The sequence below is a fragment of the Methylotuvimicrobium buryatense 5G genome, from assembly GCF_000341735.1.
Lineage (GTDB): Bacteria > Pseudomonadota > Gammaproteobacteria > Methylococcales > Methylomonadaceae > Methylotuvimicrobium > Methylotuvimicrobium buryatense.
This window is the reverse complement of sequence record NZ_KB455575.1, coordinates 3610649-3628592: the sequence shown is the minus strand read 5'-3', so window position 1 is coordinate 3628592 and position 17944 is coordinate 3610649. Positions and strand designations below refer to the sequence as shown.

Annotated in this window: 16 protein-coding genes; 9 read left to right on the top strand and 7 right to left on the bottom strand. The window is 48.3% G+C overall.

The window, feature by feature from the left end; translation table 11 throughout:
* The first annotated feature begins 148 nt into the window (after positions 1-148).
* The 4 genes from METBU_RS24440 to METBU_RS26625 all read left to right on the top strand — a co-directional run bounded on the left by METBU_RS24440 (position 149) and on the right by METBU_RS26625 (position 3372).
* Entirely contained in the window at positions 149-697 is a 549-nt protein-coding gene (locus METBU_RS24440; protein ID WP_017841649.1) for a nuclear transport factor 2 family protein, read from the top strand.
* Positions 670-1215: a chalcone isomerase family protein gene (locus tag METBU_RS25415; RefSeq protein ID WP_017841648.1), complete on the top strand. Its 546-nt coding sequence runs from the start codon at positions 670-672 to the stop codon at positions 1213-1215. Before METBU_RS24440 ends, METBU_RS25415 begins: the two co-directional genes overlap by 28 nt.
* 364 nt (positions 1216-1579) lie before the next feature.
* A complete protein-coding gene (locus METBU_RS0116350) occupies positions 1580-2614 on the top strand; it encodes an IS110 family RNA-guided transposase (protein WP_017841646.1) in 1035 nt (344 codons plus the stop codon).
* 266 nt (positions 2615-2880) lie between these two features.
* A complete protein-coding gene (locus METBU_RS26625) occupies positions 2881-3372 on the top strand; it encodes a BrnT family toxin (protein ID WP_083877763.1) in 492 nt (163 codons plus the stop codon).
* 282 nt (positions 3373-3654) lie between these two features.
* On the opposite strand, the gene METBU_RS24425 is transcribed toward METBU_RS26625, so the two are convergent.
* Positions 3655-5115, bottom strand: coding sequence for a porin (locus tag METBU_RS24425; protein WP_017841645.1), 1461 nt, complete (start codon positions 5113-5115; stop codon positions 3655-3657).
* 197 nt (positions 5116-5312) lie between these two features.
* Positions 5313-6413, bottom strand: a complete 1101-nt coding sequence (locus tag METBU_RS0116330; protein WP_017841644.1) for a hypothetical protein — start codon at positions 6411-6413, stop codon at positions 5313-5315.
* A 591-nt stretch (positions 6414-7004) separates the two neighbouring features.
* Here METBU_RS0116330 and METBU_RS0116325 point away from each other — a divergent pair.
* The 3 genes from METBU_RS0116325 to METBU_RS0116320 all read left to right on the top strand — a co-directional run bounded on the left by METBU_RS0116325 (position 7005) and on the right by METBU_RS0116320 (position 8899).
* The gene (locus METBU_RS0116325; protein ID WP_017841643.1) at positions 7005-8240 is read left to right on the top strand and encodes a mechanosensitive ion channel family protein; all 1236 of its coding nucleotides are present in this window, start codon (positions 7005-7007) and stop codon (positions 8238-8240) included.
* Between the two features lie 100 nt (positions 8241-8340).
* Positions 8341-8631, top strand: coding sequence for an AbrB/MazE/SpoVT family DNA-binding domain-containing protein (locus METBU_RS26620; RefSeq protein WP_083877762.1), 291 nt, complete (start codon positions 8341-8343; stop codon positions 8629-8631).
* Complete coding sequence (locus METBU_RS0116320) at positions 8582-8899, top strand: type II toxin-antitoxin system PemK/MazF family toxin (protein WP_026130275.1); 318 nt, start codon at positions 8582-8584, stop codon at positions 8897-8899. The genes METBU_RS26620 and METBU_RS0116320 overlap by 50 nt, the downstream gene beginning before the upstream one ends.
* Before the next feature lie 144 nt (positions 8900-9043).
* On the opposite strand, the gene METBU_RS0116315 is transcribed toward METBU_RS0116320, so the two are convergent.
* The 5 genes from METBU_RS0116315 to METBU_RS0116295 all read right to left on the bottom strand — a co-directional run bounded on the left by METBU_RS0116315 (position 9044) and on the right by METBU_RS0116295 (position 14052).
* On the bottom strand, positions 9044-9823 hold the full coding sequence (locus METBU_RS0116315) for a methyltransferase domain-containing protein (RefSeq protein ID WP_017841641.1): 780 nt from the start codon (positions 9821-9823) through the stop codon (positions 9044-9046).
* 22 nt (positions 9824-9845) lie between these two features.
* Entirely contained in the window at positions 9846-10574 is a 729-nt protein-coding gene (locus tag METBU_RS0116310; protein WP_017841640.1) for a response regulator transcription factor, read from the bottom strand.
* 62 nt (positions 10575-10636) lie between these two features.
* Complete coding sequence (locus METBU_RS0116305; protein WP_026130274.1) at positions 10637-11623, bottom strand: Tim44 domain-containing protein; 987 nt, start codon at positions 11621-11623, stop codon at positions 10637-10639.
* Between the two features lie 301 nt (positions 11624-11924).
* On the bottom strand, positions 11925-13205 hold the full coding sequence (locus tag METBU_RS0116300) for a hypothetical protein (protein ID WP_017841638.1): 1281 nt from the start codon (positions 13203-13205) through the stop codon (positions 11925-11927).
* A 208-nt stretch (positions 13206-13413) separates the two neighbouring features.
* Positions 13414-14052: a BPSS1780 family membrane protein gene (locus METBU_RS0116295; protein WP_138767254.1), complete on the bottom strand. Its 639-nt coding sequence runs from the start codon at positions 14050-14052 to the stop codon at positions 13414-13416.
* Positions 14053-14913: 861 nt separating this feature from the next.
* Here METBU_RS0116295 and gnd point away from each other — a divergent pair.
* Together gnd and zwf are read left to right on the top strand one after the other, a co-directional pair.
* Positions 14914-16359 (top strand): decarboxylating NADP(+)-dependent phosphogluconate dehydrogenase, encoded by a 1446-nt coding sequence (gnd, locus tag METBU_RS0116290; RefSeq protein ID WP_026130272.1) that lies wholly within the window; start codon positions 14914-14916, stop codon positions 16357-16359.
* Between the two features lie 27 nt (positions 16360-16386).
* Positions 16387-17877, top strand: a complete 1491-nt coding sequence (gene zwf / locus METBU_RS0116285) for a glucose-6-phosphate dehydrogenase (RefSeq protein ID WP_017841635.1) — start codon at positions 16387-16389, stop codon at positions 17875-17877.
* Positions 17878-17944 lie beyond the last annotated feature (67 nt).

The following is a 17944-nucleotide window of genomic DNA, read 5'->3' as shown; positions in this document are numbered from 1 at the left end:
ATAAAACTTACTCTTTCATTTAAGAGCATTGGAATTATTAGAATACTAGGCGCGTGAAAAACACGTGAACGCCTGCATGCGATTTGTTCACACAATAGTGCATAGAGAACGGTAAAACTCTGCTGAAAATTAAATAACGGAGTGGGCGATGAAACGAATGACATCATTATTCGGCATACTACTGGCGCTAACCGGCTGTAGTAGCATAGAACCGAATCCGATGCGCGAATATTTGGCGATGGCTCCGGCCGAACAGAACGCCGGAAAACATCCTAAAATCAGGCATTTTGTCGAGTTATACGACAACTTGGAAGTGTTGCCGATAAAGACTAAGGTTGAAAATACCTATGCCGAACAACTGTATTTTAACGATACGCTCGTAACCCTGCATGACCGGCAAGCCCTACAGAGTTATCTCGAACAAACCCAGAAAAATCTCGATTCGATCAGTATTGAGGTCATGTCGGTATTCGAACAAGGCGACGATGTATTTCTGCGCTGGAACATGCGAACTCGGTTCACGCTGTTGGGTCGAAGCAAGGATGTCACGACGATAGGCTTTAGCCATTTGCGTTTCGACGATCATGGCAAAATCGTCCTGCATCAAGACTACTGGGACAGCACGCAAGGCTTTTTTCTACAGGTTCCGATTATCGGAGGAGTATTACAATGGATAAAAAACGGTTTACACGACTAGCGATTTTGTTAGGCTTAATGTCGTTCGGCAAGGTATACGCCGAAGACTTACTGCCCCCTAATCAGCAGGCTGAACTACCGCGTTGCAGCAAGGGGGAATTGAAAGCTTTCCGCTGGATTCATGTCGGTTATGCCGAACTTTATCTAAACAATTGTAAGAACCCGATCGATGTTTTCAACGATTCTCCGAAACAATTACGCTTCATTTACGAGCGCTCGATTCCGGCCAAGGCCTTCCGCGAGGCTTCCGAGGAATATCTAAAAGCGAACTTAGGCGATCGATATCTGGATTGGCGTAGCGCTTTCGATCGATTCAATCGCCAATATAAGGACATTGATAAAGGCGATTTTTACGATTTAATTTATGATGCCGAAAACGGTTTGAGACTTTTTCTAAACAATGAACTGCTCGGAACCCTAGAAGACCCCGAACAAGGGCTGGCTTATTTCAATATCTGGTTCGGCAAAGACCCGTTCTCAAATGCGCTGAAAGAGGCTTTACTGACGCCGGAGATGTAATCTCCGTTGTGAATGCCGAGCTTATACCCATCGCACTTCAAATTTCGGCATTGACACATGGAGGCGCCGGGGTGTTCGGCAAAGGCTTTGACAGCAGGGATGCTGTCACAGAGCCTTGTATGATTAATTTAAATGAATTTTAGCCAGGAAATACTTTAAGCTTTACCGAGTTCATTGGGAGGCCGCTTGAGCCTGAGGACTGGATTAAACCAGAGCCTGTCATGTAGATTGGCCCCCGCCCTATTCACCTATACCGCGGAGTATCTGAGGCTTAGAGCCTGCATTCACAAGGATGGTAGGTGCATACGCAGGGTCGGGAACCAATGACTAGTTTACTTTCCTTATCACAGAATAACAATTAAACATGGCAGATCAACAAATTAACAGCGCTTCACTTGACACACAAACCCGTATCTTCGCTGGCGTCGATGTAGGATCTAAAGAACTGGTTTTGGTGGTGCGCAAAAATGGCAAACCTTTCAATCCGCAGAAGTTCTCCAATACCCCAGCTGATCATGCCCGGATGGCCAAGAAACTGAACAAATTGTCCGGCATTATCGTGTGTATGGAAGCCACCGGCAGTTATCATTTCGATTTAGCCGTTGCGCTCCATGATGCCGGCGTCAAGGTAATGGTCATCAATCCCAAGGTCTCTCATAACTTTGCTAAAGTGTTGATGAACAATAGTAAAACAGATGATGTGGACGCGAATACTCTGGCGGTGTATGCCGAACGGATGGATTTTGTGCCTTGGTCCCGTCCTTCGAATGAAAAGATCGCTTTACGTTGTTTCTCACGCCGTATTAATGCGCTAACCGATCAAAAAACAGCAGCAAAGAATCAATTGCATGCCTTAAGCGCAACAGTTGAAACACCCAAAGCCGTGCTAAAAGATGCACAAGCGGCCATCGATCAATTAGATAAGCGTATCGATCAGTTAACGGCTGGCGCCTTGGCATTGATCGAAAAACATCCGGAACTCAGTCGAGCATTAGTTTTGTTCACGAGCATTAAGGGTATTGCCAATACCAGTGCGATTGCCCTCATGGGAGAACTACTGATTTTGCCTGCGGATATGTCGCACCGTGAGTGGGTCAAGTTTGCGGGGCTCGATCCAAGAGCTTTTGATTCCGGCACGAGTGTCCACAAAAAAACGCGTATATCCAAGGCCGGTAACAGCCAGATTCGCGCCGCCCTGTATATGCCTGTCTGGAGCGCTGTGCAGCATGATCGCCATATTAAGGCGTATTACCAACATCTCCTGGATATGGGTAAATTACCGTTGCAAGCCTGTTGTGCGGTCATGCGTAAATTGTTACATGCGATTCACGGCATGCTCAAGCATGATAAACCATTCGATAACACGCGTTTTTATGCAATTCCGTCAATCGCTGAATAGCAGAAAAATGCCTATTTTTAACTTGATTTTAAACAGAGTATCTACATGGACGTATTCACGGCGTCCTTTGACAGGACTCTTCGGCGCCGAAATTTGACCAGCAAAGGATATAAAAAAGCTCTATATGCGTTAATCCGAATTCGTCAGTTTGTCTCGCTCCCAAGTTCCAGGAGCGCTTGGGAAAGAGGCAACAGAGAAAAACAAAAAATCCCTGTCCATCGCGCACCAGTATGGTTATTTAACCATATTGATGACATCTTCTCTCCATGAGTGAAACTAGCTTTGAGTGGGATGAAATCAAAAATAAGGAAAACCAGCGCAAACATGGTGTTTCATTCTATGAAGCACAGTACGCATTTATGGATAAGAGACGCGTCATTGCTGAAGACCTAAACCACAGCCAAGATGAAAAGCGTTATTATTGTTTTGGCTTAAACGAAGCAGGTACAGGCATCCTCCCTGTCAGGTTCACTTATCGGTCCGGTTTCATTCGTATTATTGGCGAAAAGTTAAGAAGATCTATGGGCAAAGTAATTAAGTACAGTGATGAGCCCATTGGTGATTTAAAGCTGGTAACAGACTTTCTTCCATCACCTGAAGAGCTTTCACTTAAAAAAGAGAATACAAAAGTCACAATTTCCCTCAGTTCCGAAAGCGTAGTCTATTTCAAGGAAGTGGCAAAAAAGCATCATCTGCAATATCAAACAATCATCAGGACATTACTTGATGAATATGTGGCCCATCAAAAGCGCCGCTAACAAAATTGCTCACTCCCAAACTCTTGTTTGGGAGTGTCTACCGTCAAGCTCCGCTTGACGAACGATAAGCAGAGCTTAAAGGTAAGCATTCCCAAGTAGAACTTGGGAACGAAACAAGTTAATGAACCAAATCGCGGGTTAGATTAATGGCTGCGTTACTACATTCATGCCTGAAGTCAAACAAAGCGATGGGTTTCCGCTTCGCTACTACCCATCCTACATCACTCCATTCCTCTGTCTCGCTCCTAAGTTCCAGCTTCGGACCGAGACAACGGGCATGGGTTAAAACGACAAATCCCACTGTAACCAAAACCGCTGATCCGATTGGCTGATTCCCTGCCTCGGGTCTTCCACGATCAAATGACTGACTTGAAAATTCACTTTATTGTTATGACCATTGAAGAAATAGGTCATTACGCCGCTGAATTCTTGTTGCCGGTCGTTATCGACGTCGACATTGGGATCGACAAAGGCATATCGTCCGGCAAACTCCAGATTTTTCGGAATGATCGCCACTAGGTAATGCGGAAAATAGCCGGCTTGGATTAAGCCGCCCATGAGATTCGTTTCTCTCCCTCCGGCGCCTTGGGCTCTTAACGTATCGATAACTTCCTTCCAGTGCATTTCATGTTGAATCGATAAGCCTTGCCATTTAAAACGGACTTCTTCCATCATTTGATTGATGCGGTATTGTCCGTCTTCGCCTACGTTAAAGCCGGGCAGTGCTCGGCAGCTTCGGTTATCGGTTTCGAAGGCGGTGCATCGACTTTGATTGGTCGCCGCCGCGAACGCGAAATTGAGGGCCGGATTTTCATGAAATTCGAGATCGGATTGGGAAAACGGCATCTCTCCACCCAAGGCATTCCACTGCAAGCGGCCGGAATACATCATGTTGTTGTCGTCATTATTGCGCTCGCCGACGCCGAGTCCGGCATAGACGCCGGCATAATAACTGATATCGTGCCAGGTGCCGGGGAATAGATTGCCGAAGATCTGTACCCCTTGTTGCCGGTCTACTGTAAATATGTCGTTGACGATCGACCGGTTGACGAATTGCTGATTGCCGGAAGAGGTCACCCGTTCGTCGTTATACAAAACCTTGCCTCGACCGACCCATAATTTGGCCCATTGAAATTTGTCCACGGTCAGATTTAAGTCGCGTAATACCGGCTGAGACCAGTCGTATTGCAGATAATATTTTAACCAAGGCCAATAGGCATGGCCTTTGAGCTTGGTCCGCGCACGGCGGATCATGAAGGTACTTTGATCACGATCGAGGTCGCCGAGTGAACGAGGGTCGCTGTCGAAAGGATTGGCGTAGCGGGCTTGTATCCGGTTTTGAATGGCCAATGCGAACTTGCCGTCATCGGTCTTGAATTCAAATCCGTTCTTGCCGTAACTGACGCCGGAGGGCAAACCACCCTGGGCTTGAGTCTTCGTGTCATCGGACTTGGCATCCACTTCGGCTTGGGCAAGCGCGCTTTCTTGATCTTTTGCCGGAACAACATGTTCAGGAGCTGTTGCCTTAACGGGTTGCGTAGCTTCTAATTGTTCGAGCCGTTTCAGTTTTTCATCCAAGGCTTGCAGCTTCGCGTCGAGACGTTTTTCAATAGCCAGCAGTTCTTGCATATAGCGTTCCGGGTCTCTGGGTTCAGCGGCGAGAACGACTCCGGACAAAAACAGCCCGAACAGCACGACCGGAATGGCGTGTGACAGGAGCCTACCGATAAATAATTTGTTCATGGAGATACTGGCTTCGCGAGAAAAATGCGAATTATGACAAAATTATGACAACTTTGTGACAATCTTGTGCTGACACATCCCCCATTTTGGCGATTAAAAAAGGTATGGGAGATGTATTTACTCTGCCTTCAAGTTCCCGTCATTCCGCCATAAACGGCAAGCTTTTGAGTCACATTAGCGTCTGAATCAAGCATTACTTATTTCGTTCCGGCCTGCTTAACCAATAGCATACGGCCCAAACGGCGCAATCCGTCGGACGATATGTCTAAGCCGAGCGGCGAGCCGATGGTTTCAAGCTCGTACAGCAAATCCGTTGCGGTGATAAACGTCAGAAAGCGCAAGCCCTCTGTACCGGGTACGTCTTTGGCAATCGTTCGCAGCACCGGCGCCACTCGATCCCATGAATCGTTGAAAAACATCCGGACCGGATCGCCGCCGCTCGTGTCGTTGCTCGTCAAACCCTTGTGGAAGGCCGATTTAGCCGCAAGTAAAGTCTCCAAAAGCGTATCGCGAACATCCTCGGAAACCCTATCTTCCGCGGCTCGATCGATCGCTTGAAATAATGAAGCGTTCCAGCGTTGCCAGGCTACATTCCATTGTTGCATTTCGCTTTCGTTGAATACCGGCGCGGCCTGCTTGTTTGCTCTTGCATTTGCCTGCGGAACCTCAAAAGCGACTTTTACGCCCAAACCGGTTTCGCCGGCCTTGACTTCGCTGAATCGTAACGAGCTCAATAAGGCTTGCACCGCCGCTTTATTTTCCGGAGTCGTGACGGGTGCCAGCGTTTTTTCGATATCGCCGCGCACTTCTTGAAGGTCGAGTTTAACCGATGCCAATTTCGGTTCGGCAAAACGCTTTATCAAATCCTGCAATTGATCGATTCTCAATGCTTGTCCGCTCGGGTCGTAAGCAACCGCCTTGTCGATCGGAAAGCGTAGAACAGTACCGCCGTTCTCCAGTACCGCGCGTTGAAAAGTTTCGAGCTTGCCTGTCCAATCCAACACGGTTAAGCACTCGCCGCCCATGAGGGTGCCGATGCGCGCATGTACGTCATTGACGATTCGAACGAGGCCTTGTTGCCCGTCGATTTTTGGGTTGGACATGTCGAGCAAACTACAGCCGCCTCTATCCTTCCATAAATGGGCGGTCCGATTGGTGCCGGTGTAGAGCTGTTCAACCAGCACATTTCGAATCAAGCGGTAATCGATCGGTAGCGGTATGGTCTTCTGACTTGCGCTAAGGCTTCCCGAATAGACGATTAGGATTCCAAGATAAGCGCTTAGCAAAGTTTTTTTCATAGTATGACTCATATAATCGGTTATGCCTCATGCGGCTCAATTAGGTTACCATTATTGTTGGTAATATCGTTTTAGTTCAATCATGACTTTCGATGTATACCCGTAGATCAAAATTCGGCACCGGGGGAGGGCCGTCAAAGATCGCCGTGAACTCTGCATCGATGCAGGTCAATGGCCAACTTAAGGAAATAACGCGTCATTCCGCCAGGGATTGGCGGAATCCAGTGCCAAGGATGGCAATTCGTAGATTTACTGCATAATAACCTCACGCGTGGCAGGTTATTCAACCCGCTCCGAACATTTTGTTTTACTTTGGTCACGATCGAAAAACTTCCGCTCCTGCTCACGCCCCTTACCTACATCCATATAGGTAACGTTTAGGCCGCGGTTACAAACCCCGCCCCACCAAGTCAAAGCCAATTCTTCAACCCTCAACGCAAACATAGCCTTGATAAAGGGGATATTGGAGGATTTATTTATATAATCCCCCTCGCAGACTTCTTTTTCAAAAAGAGACTGAATTTGTCTTTACTATAACCACAAATGTTTTCTGCATTTAGCAGTTTAATGAATTTCTTTTAGGAGTGATCAGTGTTTAATACGGCTACACAATGGCTGCAAGACTTAAATCTGGAACCTAGCACCAAAGTGGCAATCGCTCTGGCGGCCATCGTCGTCATTGCAATATTAACCCACCTCATTTTGCATTATGTATTTCTGCGTTTGGTCGAAAAACTGGCCTACCGCAGCAAATGGGTTTGGAAGCGGGCCTTATTCGAGCAAAATTTATTCAATCGTATTGCCTTCGTATTCCAGGCCGTTTTGGTCCGCTGGCAAGCGCAGCTATGGTTGGCCCAGGAATCATTGTTTTTATCCGGCATCGAATTAGCCGCTAAATTGTGGATCTTGTTTTATCTACTCTTAAGCTTGTTTTCCTTGCTCGACACCTTGCTGTACTTGGCGCATCAATACCGTGTCGCAAGACATTGGCCTTTGCGCGGCGTCTTCCAAAGCATTAAGCTGTTTGCATCCGGTTTTGCCTGTATCTTATTCGTTTCGATCATCACCGACAAATCGCCGGTGATTTTGCTCAGCAGTTTGGGCGCGATGACGGCGGTCTTGCTCTTGGTGTTCAAGGATTCGTTATTGGGTTTGGCTGCCGGCATTCAACTGTCGGCCAATAAGATGTTGAGTGTCGGCGACTGGTTGGAAATGCCCAAATACGGCGCCGACGGGGATGTGATCGATATCGGCCTAACCACCGTCAAGGTGCAGAATTGGGACCGTACGATTACCACGATCCCGACTTACGCCTTGATATCCGATTCGTTTAAAAACTGGCGCGGCATGCAAGAATCGGGCGGCCGGCGTATTATGCGCAGTATTCGAATCGATGTCGGCAGTGTTGCGTTTTTATCCGAGGAAGATATCGTTCGTTTGCGCAAAACCAAGCTGCTGACCGGCTATATCGAACGAAAACTAGCCGAAATAGCCAAGGCCAATGCCGAGGAATGCGCGGATTTGTCTTGTCCGGTAAATGGCAGACGACTGACTAATTTAGGCACGTTCCGCGCCTATTTAAATGCCTACCTCAAGGCGCATCCCGGTATTCATCAAGCAATGATTTTGATGGTACGCCAATTGGAACCCGATGCGCATGGACTGCCGATTCAGATCTATGCGTTCAGCAACGATACGAACTGGGTTAATTACGAAAGCATTCAAGCCGATATTTTCGACCATATATTAGCGGTCGTGCAGGAATTCGGCCTGCGCGTCCATCAAATGCCGAGCGGCCAGGATTTGCAAGCGTTGTTGAGAAACTAATGATTACATAGGGTTAATGAATAACCCCGTATTCTATTCAATATTTGCGAGCTAGGTAAATATATCTTACAGTAAAGATGTCTTACATCGGGAGATCGATATGTCTCAACTTGCAAAAATCAGCAGCAAAGGTCAAGTGACCATCCCCGCGGATGTCCGAAAAAAACTTCATCTTGAAGCTGGAGATACCGTCGTTTGGGAAACTAGCGAAGATGGCCGCGTCTGGGTGCGACGAATAAATCCTCTAGATGTAGAATATCTGAGCGCAGTGAGCGGCACTTTATCCGAATGGAGTAGCGTCGAGGATGATGAGGCTTATCGTGACTTAAAACCGTTTCGACATAGTCAAAGTTCCCTTCCCGTTTACGGATCGTCAAGCTGTCAAACATAGACCCGCGTTAGTTTTATCCGACGAAGCCCTGTTTAATTCGCGTATTGGTCACATTGTTATGGCCATGATTACCAGTGCCAAACATTCGGATTGGCCGCTCGATACATCAATACAAGACTTGGATTCCGCAGGCTTAAAATCGGCATCCAAAATTCGTCTAAAGCTATTTACTTTGGATGATCGCTTAATTCTATGTCGTCTCGGCAAACTAAGTCAGATCGATCAAGCGAATTTTGAGAAAAATCTACAAAGTTTGCTAGGCGTATAACTATAACAAAGGGATAAAAAAGCCGGCAAATACTCAATGGTATTGCCGATATAAGATGATGAGCGGCAACCTTAAGAGCGCTTCACTCAACCGCTAATGGCGTGATCCCATTTTCCCCGAATGGTTAAATTGCCGGATTTAGGCTTAATTGATTTCTCCTTGCCGGCGCGCCAATAGATGGATATAACGCCCCATGTCGCGGTAGGTCGGCATTCGGCAGTAACGGTATTCCAATTCGAATAATTCGGCCGGATCGCTGCCGTCTAAAGTGTCTTTGCTTACATAATCGTGAAACACGCGAATACCGGTATGCGCCGTAATGCTAAATCCCTGGCTTTGCAATCGCTCGATGACTTCGTTGGGATATTGAGGATTGGGAGGCGTTAGTTTTTTGCCTTTGCCGAGATAGGTATCGTCAAGCAAGTTTCTCCAGCGCCAATGGCCTTTCAAGGCATTGGTATAAACCATCGCATTACGGTTATAGAACAACAGCGACAAATAGCCGCCGGGCTTGACCTTCTCCATAACGATTTGCAAGGCCGGGAGCGGTTCGCCGAGCCATTCGATTACCGCATGAAATAAAACCAAATCGAATAGGGGAAGTTTGGCCGCAAGCGTTTGTAAGGGTTCATGATGAAATTCGGCGATCAGGCCGGCTTCGGAAAAATGCTGCCGCGCCCGCATCAACATCTTTTCCGACACGTCACATATCGTCAGATGATGGCCTTGTCCGGCGAGCCATTGGCTGATTTGCGCAAAACCGCACCCGGCATCCCATATCGACAGAGGTTCGGCAGCCCGGTAAAGCTCGTCAAGGTCTTCCTTCAGCAACTTGAGCCGCCAATCGCCTTTGGACGTACCGTAGACTTTTTGTTCGAATTTTTCGACAAACGGGTCGAAATTGCGGTCTTTCAGTGGTTTCATCGGGCAGGAGCTGCAAAGACGGTTAATTCGGTTCGATCAGCCGATAACCGATCCCCGATTGGGTTTCGAGCAAGGGCACAGCAAACGGCTTGTCGATTTTTTTGCGCAGTTTGTATAAATGGCTTCGGAGCGTGTCGCTGTCCGGGATTAGTTCTCCCCAAAGTTCATGTTCCAATTGCTCTCGGGTAACCAGGTTGGGCGATTCGCGCATCAAGATACGCAGTATCCGCAAACACGTCGGCGACAATTGAATAATCCGGCCCTGGCGCATGACCTGCATCGTGTTGGTATTGAACGTCAAATCGTGAATTTGATAAACGGACTCGTCTAATTCGCCGCGTTCGCGGCGAACCAAAGCATTGATGCGGGCTTCGAGCTCCGGCATTTCGAACGGCTTGACTAGATAGTCGTCAGCGCCGCGTTGAAATCCATCCAATTTGTCTTGTAATTGATCGCGAGCAGTCAGCATTAATATCGGCGTCGACAAACGCGCGTCTTTACGCAGTCTCCGGCATATTTCCAAACCGTCGATGCCGCCGGGCAGCGTGATATCGAGAATAATGGCATCATAGCGTTGCGTTGCGGCAAGATGCAGTGCGCATAATCCGTCGTAGGCGTAATCCATCGTAAAGCCGCTGCTTTCCAGATATGCCCCGACCGCTTGAGCCAGATTTTTATGATCTTCGACCAGCAGCAATGAGGTATTCCGCGGGCTCGGCTGATTATGAGGATTGGCTGGAGAAACGTCCATATTTTGGAAAGTGTGAAGGTTCGGCGGAGGCCCCGCCGAACCTTGTATCGGTAATGTTAAAGTTATTCTTCGACTTGCTGAATACCGTCCAGGTACCATTTCGGCTGCAGGCTATTTCTCGGCTTAACGAAATGCCATACTTCGCGAACGGCTTGCTCCGGTCCGTAAATGTCTTCGCGTATTACGGTATCGAACAATACGGTCGCTTCCAATTCGCTGCCGGATTCGCGGACATCGAGCAACTCGGTTTGAACGCTAATTACCTCGGTTCGGTTGTCATCGGTCGAGGCCTTGAGTTGATCCTGTATTTCGGCGAACACGCGGTCGGTAGTCAGGCCTCTGATTTCGGCTAGATCGCGATCGTCCCACGCGGCTTGTAAAGCTCTAAATGCATTTTCGGCACCGTTCAAAAAAGCGTGCTCATCGAAACCTTCCGGCAAAATCAGCTCGCGATTTTCGATAGCAGGCTCGAATCCGGAATCGGTATTGGCTTGAAAGTCTTTTTTAAACAATAAATCGGTGTTGAAACCCGTATTACCGACCGAGGCACGCGATGGCGCTTGAGTTTGAGGCGCTTCATAATCGCTATAAGCTGAAGTTGATCGCTGTTGCGGTTCATAGCTATCGCGGCTATAGACCGGTACCGGACGCGCAGTATTTTTGGCGCGGGCGGCAAACAATTTATAGAGTAAAAACGCGATACCGCCGAATACTAAAATATCCATGAAATTGAAGTTCTCGAAGGCGCCGCCGAACAACATGGCGCCGAGCAACCCGCCCAAAGCCAGGCCGCCGAGCATGCCCATCAAGCCGCCGCGACCGGCTAGTTTTTGTTTGGCCGCTTGGTTTTGAGATTGGGCTTGTTGCTGTTGACGTGTTGGTGCGGCTTTTGCCGGTGAGGCAGAACGTTGATACGGTTTATTGAACGAGGATTTGCCGCCGAACGAGCCGCCTCCGCCGAGCCGCTTGGCTTCGGCATCCGAGACGCTGCCCAATCCGAGGGACAGTCCGATGATCAAGGTTGTCACTATGCTGGTTAATTTATTCATGGGTAAGTTTTTGAGTTTTGTTGATAAAGGCAAGAAAATAATTGGGCTATTCATTGTATAACGCAGTCTTTCGCCCTATTAACTGCGCATTAGAGATTCTCGTTTACGACATGGTAAGACCTGATTGAGTTCCATCGAAGAGCTCCGGCAATGCAATTAAGCAATAGGGTAAATTAAAATTATGCCGGACGGGGCTTGCAACCGCGTCCTGAACGTTTCGACCATGCACAGCGCAAACATAAGACCTTCAGGGCGGGTTGAGTAACCCGCCCTGCGCCTCAACTTTCAAGGCAACGGCAAATTAAAACTCCTTCACCACAAAGAAAGTAATGTCGCTTCCGCCCCGCTCGTCATCCCTTAGTACGTTGAAATTATGGGTAACATCCACGACCAGCATCGATTCACCGAGAAAACCGGTCGCAAGCCGTCCGCCCACCGCGCTATAAAAAGTTTCTTTCCTTTTAAATTCGCCGCCGATATTACGTACCGGATTCAACCAACCCGCAGTTCCGTGCAAGCTAAAGTAGCTGAAAAAAATCGGCTCCCAGCGGTATTCGGCATTACCGATCAAATAGTGTTCGGGATAATATTCCCATACCGAAGCGCCGGGGAGTACGGGCATGGCAGTCGATGCAAAATCCCAACCCATTGGATTAACCCCGCCTCCGATGCGTTGCGCCGAAAACCGATCAAGATTGGCGCCAGTACCGCCATGGACGGAGCCTAGAAGCCGGTGTCTATCGCTATCGATAAACGGAACGCCGGTGGCACCTAAAGCATAGGCATCGAATCTCAAATGATCCCGAGAATCGTTAGCGCGATATTGATTGCCATCGAGCCCCCAATCGCGCCAATTCACGCGGTGGCCGTAGACCAGATTCCCGCCGGCGGCAAAACCTTCGTGAGCTAGCCACAAAACATTCCGTTTTAGACCGTCGTATTTCACTTCCAGGCGAGAGCCGAGCTCAACGGTATCGCGAGGCGCCAGCAGATTATCGGCCGCTTCGCCACCTTTGCTGAAATATAAAAAACCCGGTTCGAAATACAGATTGGCCATGAAGATATTATCGTTATAACCGGGATCGACTTGAGTCCGATAGCCGAGACCGATATCCCATTGTAAACGCCCCCAGTACATTTCTTCATCGAGTACCCTTCGTCCGTCGACAGCCTCGCTCATCGCGGTCGGCGGTGTAAAATTCCTAAATGCTAATGCATATTGAAAATCGCCCCAATCGGGCAACTGTTCGCCGTAGAACAGGTCGTTGTATGCCCCGGCAATATTTGCATAAAACAATTTGCTTTGTTCGGGTTGCCGCCAAAAATACAGACTGCCTATGGGAAAGATGTCCCGATCGTCGGGCCCCGGCGTGTTGTACTGAAGGCCAAGCATCCAAGCATTCACCGATGTTCTGTCGCGCGGATCGACAATAATTTCTTCGCCGAGAAACTCGGTTCTGAAACCTTCCCCGGCCAATGGGGTTTTATAATTTTTCGAATCCCGGTCCAGGTAGGGGAGCTCTTGTTCAATAGCGGATTGAATAGCGTCATCTGACGCTATTGCTTCAGTTTGCTGAGCCATAGCCGATGAATTAAAGCACAACAATCCGAACAAGGTTATGGATAGTGGGTAGAATTGCCGAGTGATTAGATCATAGCTAGCCATTTCATATACTCCAAAAAACACGTACTAGATCGTACAATAATTTAGTATAGAGGGTTTCCCATATCCAACTAAAGCAGGACTCGATATTCCGCCAGGTATGACTGAAAAATAGACCTAGTTAATGCTATCGATAAATCGCTTTATAACTGATATAAAACGCACAGAACGTAACCGGCATGATTACGATCATCGCCAAACCAATCGTGATGATAGACAGTACTGCAAAGAGTATCAAAAACAGATAAATCGTGATCATCGCCGAAATATGGCGTCCGCAATTGTAATAACTACTTTTGATTGCATCGACCGGCTTGCTGTCACTAAACATTACTTGGGGTACTGAATACAACAACGCTGAAATGACCAAGATACCCAATGGCGCAGCTAGTATCAGTGCCGTGAAAGGTCCGAGTGTTACGGTTAATCCCGCTTCAATAATTTCGAAGAATACCATTAACAAACCGAGAATCAACAAAGGTTTAAGCTTGGACGAATCAATGAAGCCTTGGAAAAAATGGCTGATTTTCACCTTTCGCTGCTCGTCAACTTCTCGAATTGCATACAAAAATCCGCCATACATCACCGGAAAGATCAAACCGTCTAATATCTCACCAATTACTGGAAGTAGTGCTAGCAGGACTTCCAGAAGAATCCAGATCACGGTGCCGAGAATTAGCATCAGCGGGTTTTTAGTAAACAGCTTCCAACCATCGACAAACCACTGCCGTCCATCTTTCATTGTATAACCTGTATCTTCCATCATGCTCTCCTACAATTATTATTGTCTATCGAGATCTATTTTAAATCGATTCAATCAAACATACCTTACGTATACCTTTCGCACTTCAAATTTCGGCAGTGCCTAATGAGGCACAGGGTAGGCTGTCTAAAAAAGCTTTTTTAGCTAATTACTGTGTTCCCGCGTTTTAAACTCAATAGTATTTTTGAAGTTGTTGGTGATCATAGGTTTTTAAGTGCCAGGCGTAGGGTGCGCATCGCGCACCTGGTCGGGCTCTTGTCGGTACGGCACCGTGGAAAGGTGCGCGATGCGCACCCTACGGCGCTCAAACTATCATGGAATTTGCTGATGATCATAGGCTATAAAGCGCTAGTTATTTTCTCAAAACCCATAAAGCAGTCATTCTATCTGACATGAAAATCGGTAAATCTCGACACCCTAGGCACCACTGCCATTAAGTTAAGGGAAGCCCGTCATCCGCAATGGATGGCAAGCTTTTGAGGCACAGTAGAGTCTGAATGCAACAAATACTTATTACTGTGATGGCTTACCTTAATAGTAGTGCACCCTAGGCACAGTGTGTTCGGTCGATTTTTTGCTTCTGTAAAATCAACATTCACCCAGCACCTAAACTCATTGAAAAATTTAAGGTTGGGACTTTGACAGACCCCAACGTCGAACTTTGATCTCCGATGGGTATAAATTTTAACCGAAAGTTCATAAAAACAAAGGCCTTACGCTTCAGTATACCGACAACCCGGGATCGGTCCAAATTCGGCAGCTTCCGATAAAGAAAAAGATTCGTCTTGCATCGAATGTAGCCGTGCAAAAAATCGCCCCCGTGCTACTATGAGGCTTAAAAACAAGGCTTTGGGAGCCCTCAATATGAAAGCGAATATCGGTTTAATCGGCCTGGCGGTCATGGGCCAGAATTTAGTTCTCAACATCAATGATCATGGTTTTAAGGTAGCCGTATACAACCGCACGACCGAGAAGACCGACGAATTTCTTCTAGGGCCGGCGAGAGACACGCAAATCATCGGAACTTACTCGATAGAAGATCTCGTGGAACAGCTGGAAACACCGCGCATCGTGATGTTAATGGTTAAAGCCGGAACCGTGGTCGATCATTATATCGAGCAACTAACCCCGCTACTCGATGCCGGCGACATCATCATCGACGGCGGCAATTCGCTATTTACCGACACCGACCGGCGCACAAGTACGCTAAAGGAAAAAGGCTTACTATATATCGGAACCGGCGTCTCAGGCGGCGAGGAAGGCGCGAGACACGGACCTTCGATCATGCCCGGCGGTCACCCGGACGCCTGGAGCCGCGTCAAACCGGTCTTGCAGGCCATCAGCGCGAAAGTCGACGGCCAGCCTTGCTGTGAATGGGTCGGCGATGGCGGCGCGGGCCACTATGTCAAAATGATCCATAACGGCATCGAATACGGCGACATGCAAATCATTTGCGAAGCCTATCAACTAATGTCCGAAGGACTCGGTCTTTCTGCCGATGAAATTTCCACAATTTTCGCCGAATGGAACCACGCGGAACTCAGCTCCTATCTCGTCGAAATCACTGCCAATATTCTTGCCTATAAAGACGAAGACGGCAGCCCGCTCCTCGACAAGATCCTCGACACGGCCGGCCAAAAAGGCACCGGTAAATGGACTGGCATCAATGCGCTGGATTTGGGCATTCCTCTGACACTGATCGGCGAATCCGTCTTCGCGCGCTGCCTGTCGGCGATGAAAGACGAACGCATCAATGCCTCGCTAAAACTGCCTAAACCGGTCAACCGTTTTGAGGTAAACAAAGAAGAAGCTATCGAAACCATACGCAATGCCTTATATGCATCGAAAATCATTTCTTACGCGCAGGGTTTCCGGCTCATGCGCGAGGCGGCGAAAGAATACGGATGGTCGCTGAACTACGGAGAAATCGCGCTGATGTGGCGGGGCGGCTGCATTATACGCAGCGCATTTTTAAACGACATCAAACAGGCTTACGACAACAATCCCGATTTGGAAAATTTGCTGTTGGCCGATTTCTTCGTCGATGCAATGCGGCAGGCCGAACCCGGCTGGCGAAAAGCCGTCATACTCAGCATCGAACTCGGTATTCCGGCCCCGGCGTTTTCCAGTGCGCTAGCCTTTTACGACGGCTACCGGACGGCGCGCTTACCCGCAAATCTGTTACAGGCGCAACGCGATTATTTCGGAGCGCACAGTTACGAACGTACCGACCGGCCGCGCGGCGAGTTTTTTCATACCGATTGGACCGGGCACGGCGGCAAAACCGCATCATCTACTTATAACGTTTAAACTATACGCCTAACACGAGTCGATTCTATGTCTGCTGAACCCTGTACCTATGTCATTTTCGGAGCAACCGGCAATCTATCCCGAATTAAACTGATGCCGGCACTCTATCATTTGGAACTCGAAAACAAACTGCCGGAAGGCAGTCGTATTATCGGCATCGGCCGAAGGCCTTGGGATCAAAAAAAATGGCTAGAAGAGATCCGAGAGATGATCGGCACGAAGGTCAGTGAAGGTATCGATGAGGCCGTATTCGCACGGTTCAGCGAACGGCTTTCCTACCATCGAGGCAATCTCGATGAAGCTGAATGCTATAGAGGTCTGGCAGTTACCTTGAGCAAGAATGAGGATTTTCCCAAAAACATCGCATTTTATCTCGCGATCAGTCCTGAGGATTTCGGTAATGTCATCGAGTCGCTTAGCAAAGTCGAATTGTTGAATCAAGAATACGGCTGGAAACGCGTTATCATCGAAAAGCCTTTCGGTTACGACCTGGACAGCGCGCAATCGTTGCAAAAACGGATCGGACGCTTTTTAAGCGAAGAACAGATCTACCGTATCGATCATTATCTAGGCAAAGGCATGGTGCAGAATGTATTGGTATTCCGCTTCGCGAATGTCATGCTAGAGCCGCTGTGGAACCGCAACTACATAGACCATGTTCAGATTACCCATGCCGAAGATATCGGTATCGACACGCGCGGCGGCTATTACGATGGGGCAGGAGCTTTGCGCGACATGCTGCAAAGCCATTTACTACAACTGATGACACTGGTTGCGATGGAACCGCCCGCGTCGATGGAAGCGGAATCCTTGCGCGACGAGAAGGTCAAGGTCTTAAAATCGATTCGCTCAATTCCCAAATCGGCAGTACACGCGCATGCCTATCGCGGCCAATACGCCAAAGGCACGATCGGCAAGGAAAAGGTAAAGGGTTATTTGGAGGAAGAGAACATTCCGCCCAATAGCATTACAGAAACCTATGCTGCCGTGAAATTATTCATCGATAACTGGCGCTGGCGGGGCGTGCCGTTTTATCTACAGACCGGTAAACGACTGGCCAAAGGGCAATCGGTCGTCTCGATTTGCTTTCGTCATCCGCCGCTGCAGTTTTTTCGCGATACGCATGTGCAATGCATGAATCCGAATTGGGTGCTGTTGAGCATTCAACCCGAAGAACGCATTCGCATGGAAATGACCGTCAAAGAACCGGGCCTGGAAATGCGCACACGGACCAGCAGCCTGGATGCCGGTTTTCGAAACAGCGATGAAAAAGCGATCGACGCCTATGAAGATTTATTGCTCGATGTCATGAAAGGTGACAGCTCGTTGTTCCTGCGCTTCGATGAAGTCGAATATGCTTGGCGCATCGTCGACCCGATTCTGCAAACCTGGGCCGTAGAGCGCGACTTCATCCCGACTTATCCGGCCGGCAGTTGGGGCCCCGCCGAAAGCCGCCGTTTGTTCGAAAAAGAAGATCAATTCTGGCGTACCTCGTTGACGCCGGAGTGGTGCCAATAGCGATCAAATCCTCTTTCGAAATATCAACGCCGAACGAAAACAAAGCCTTTTACACCTCGAACGGCGC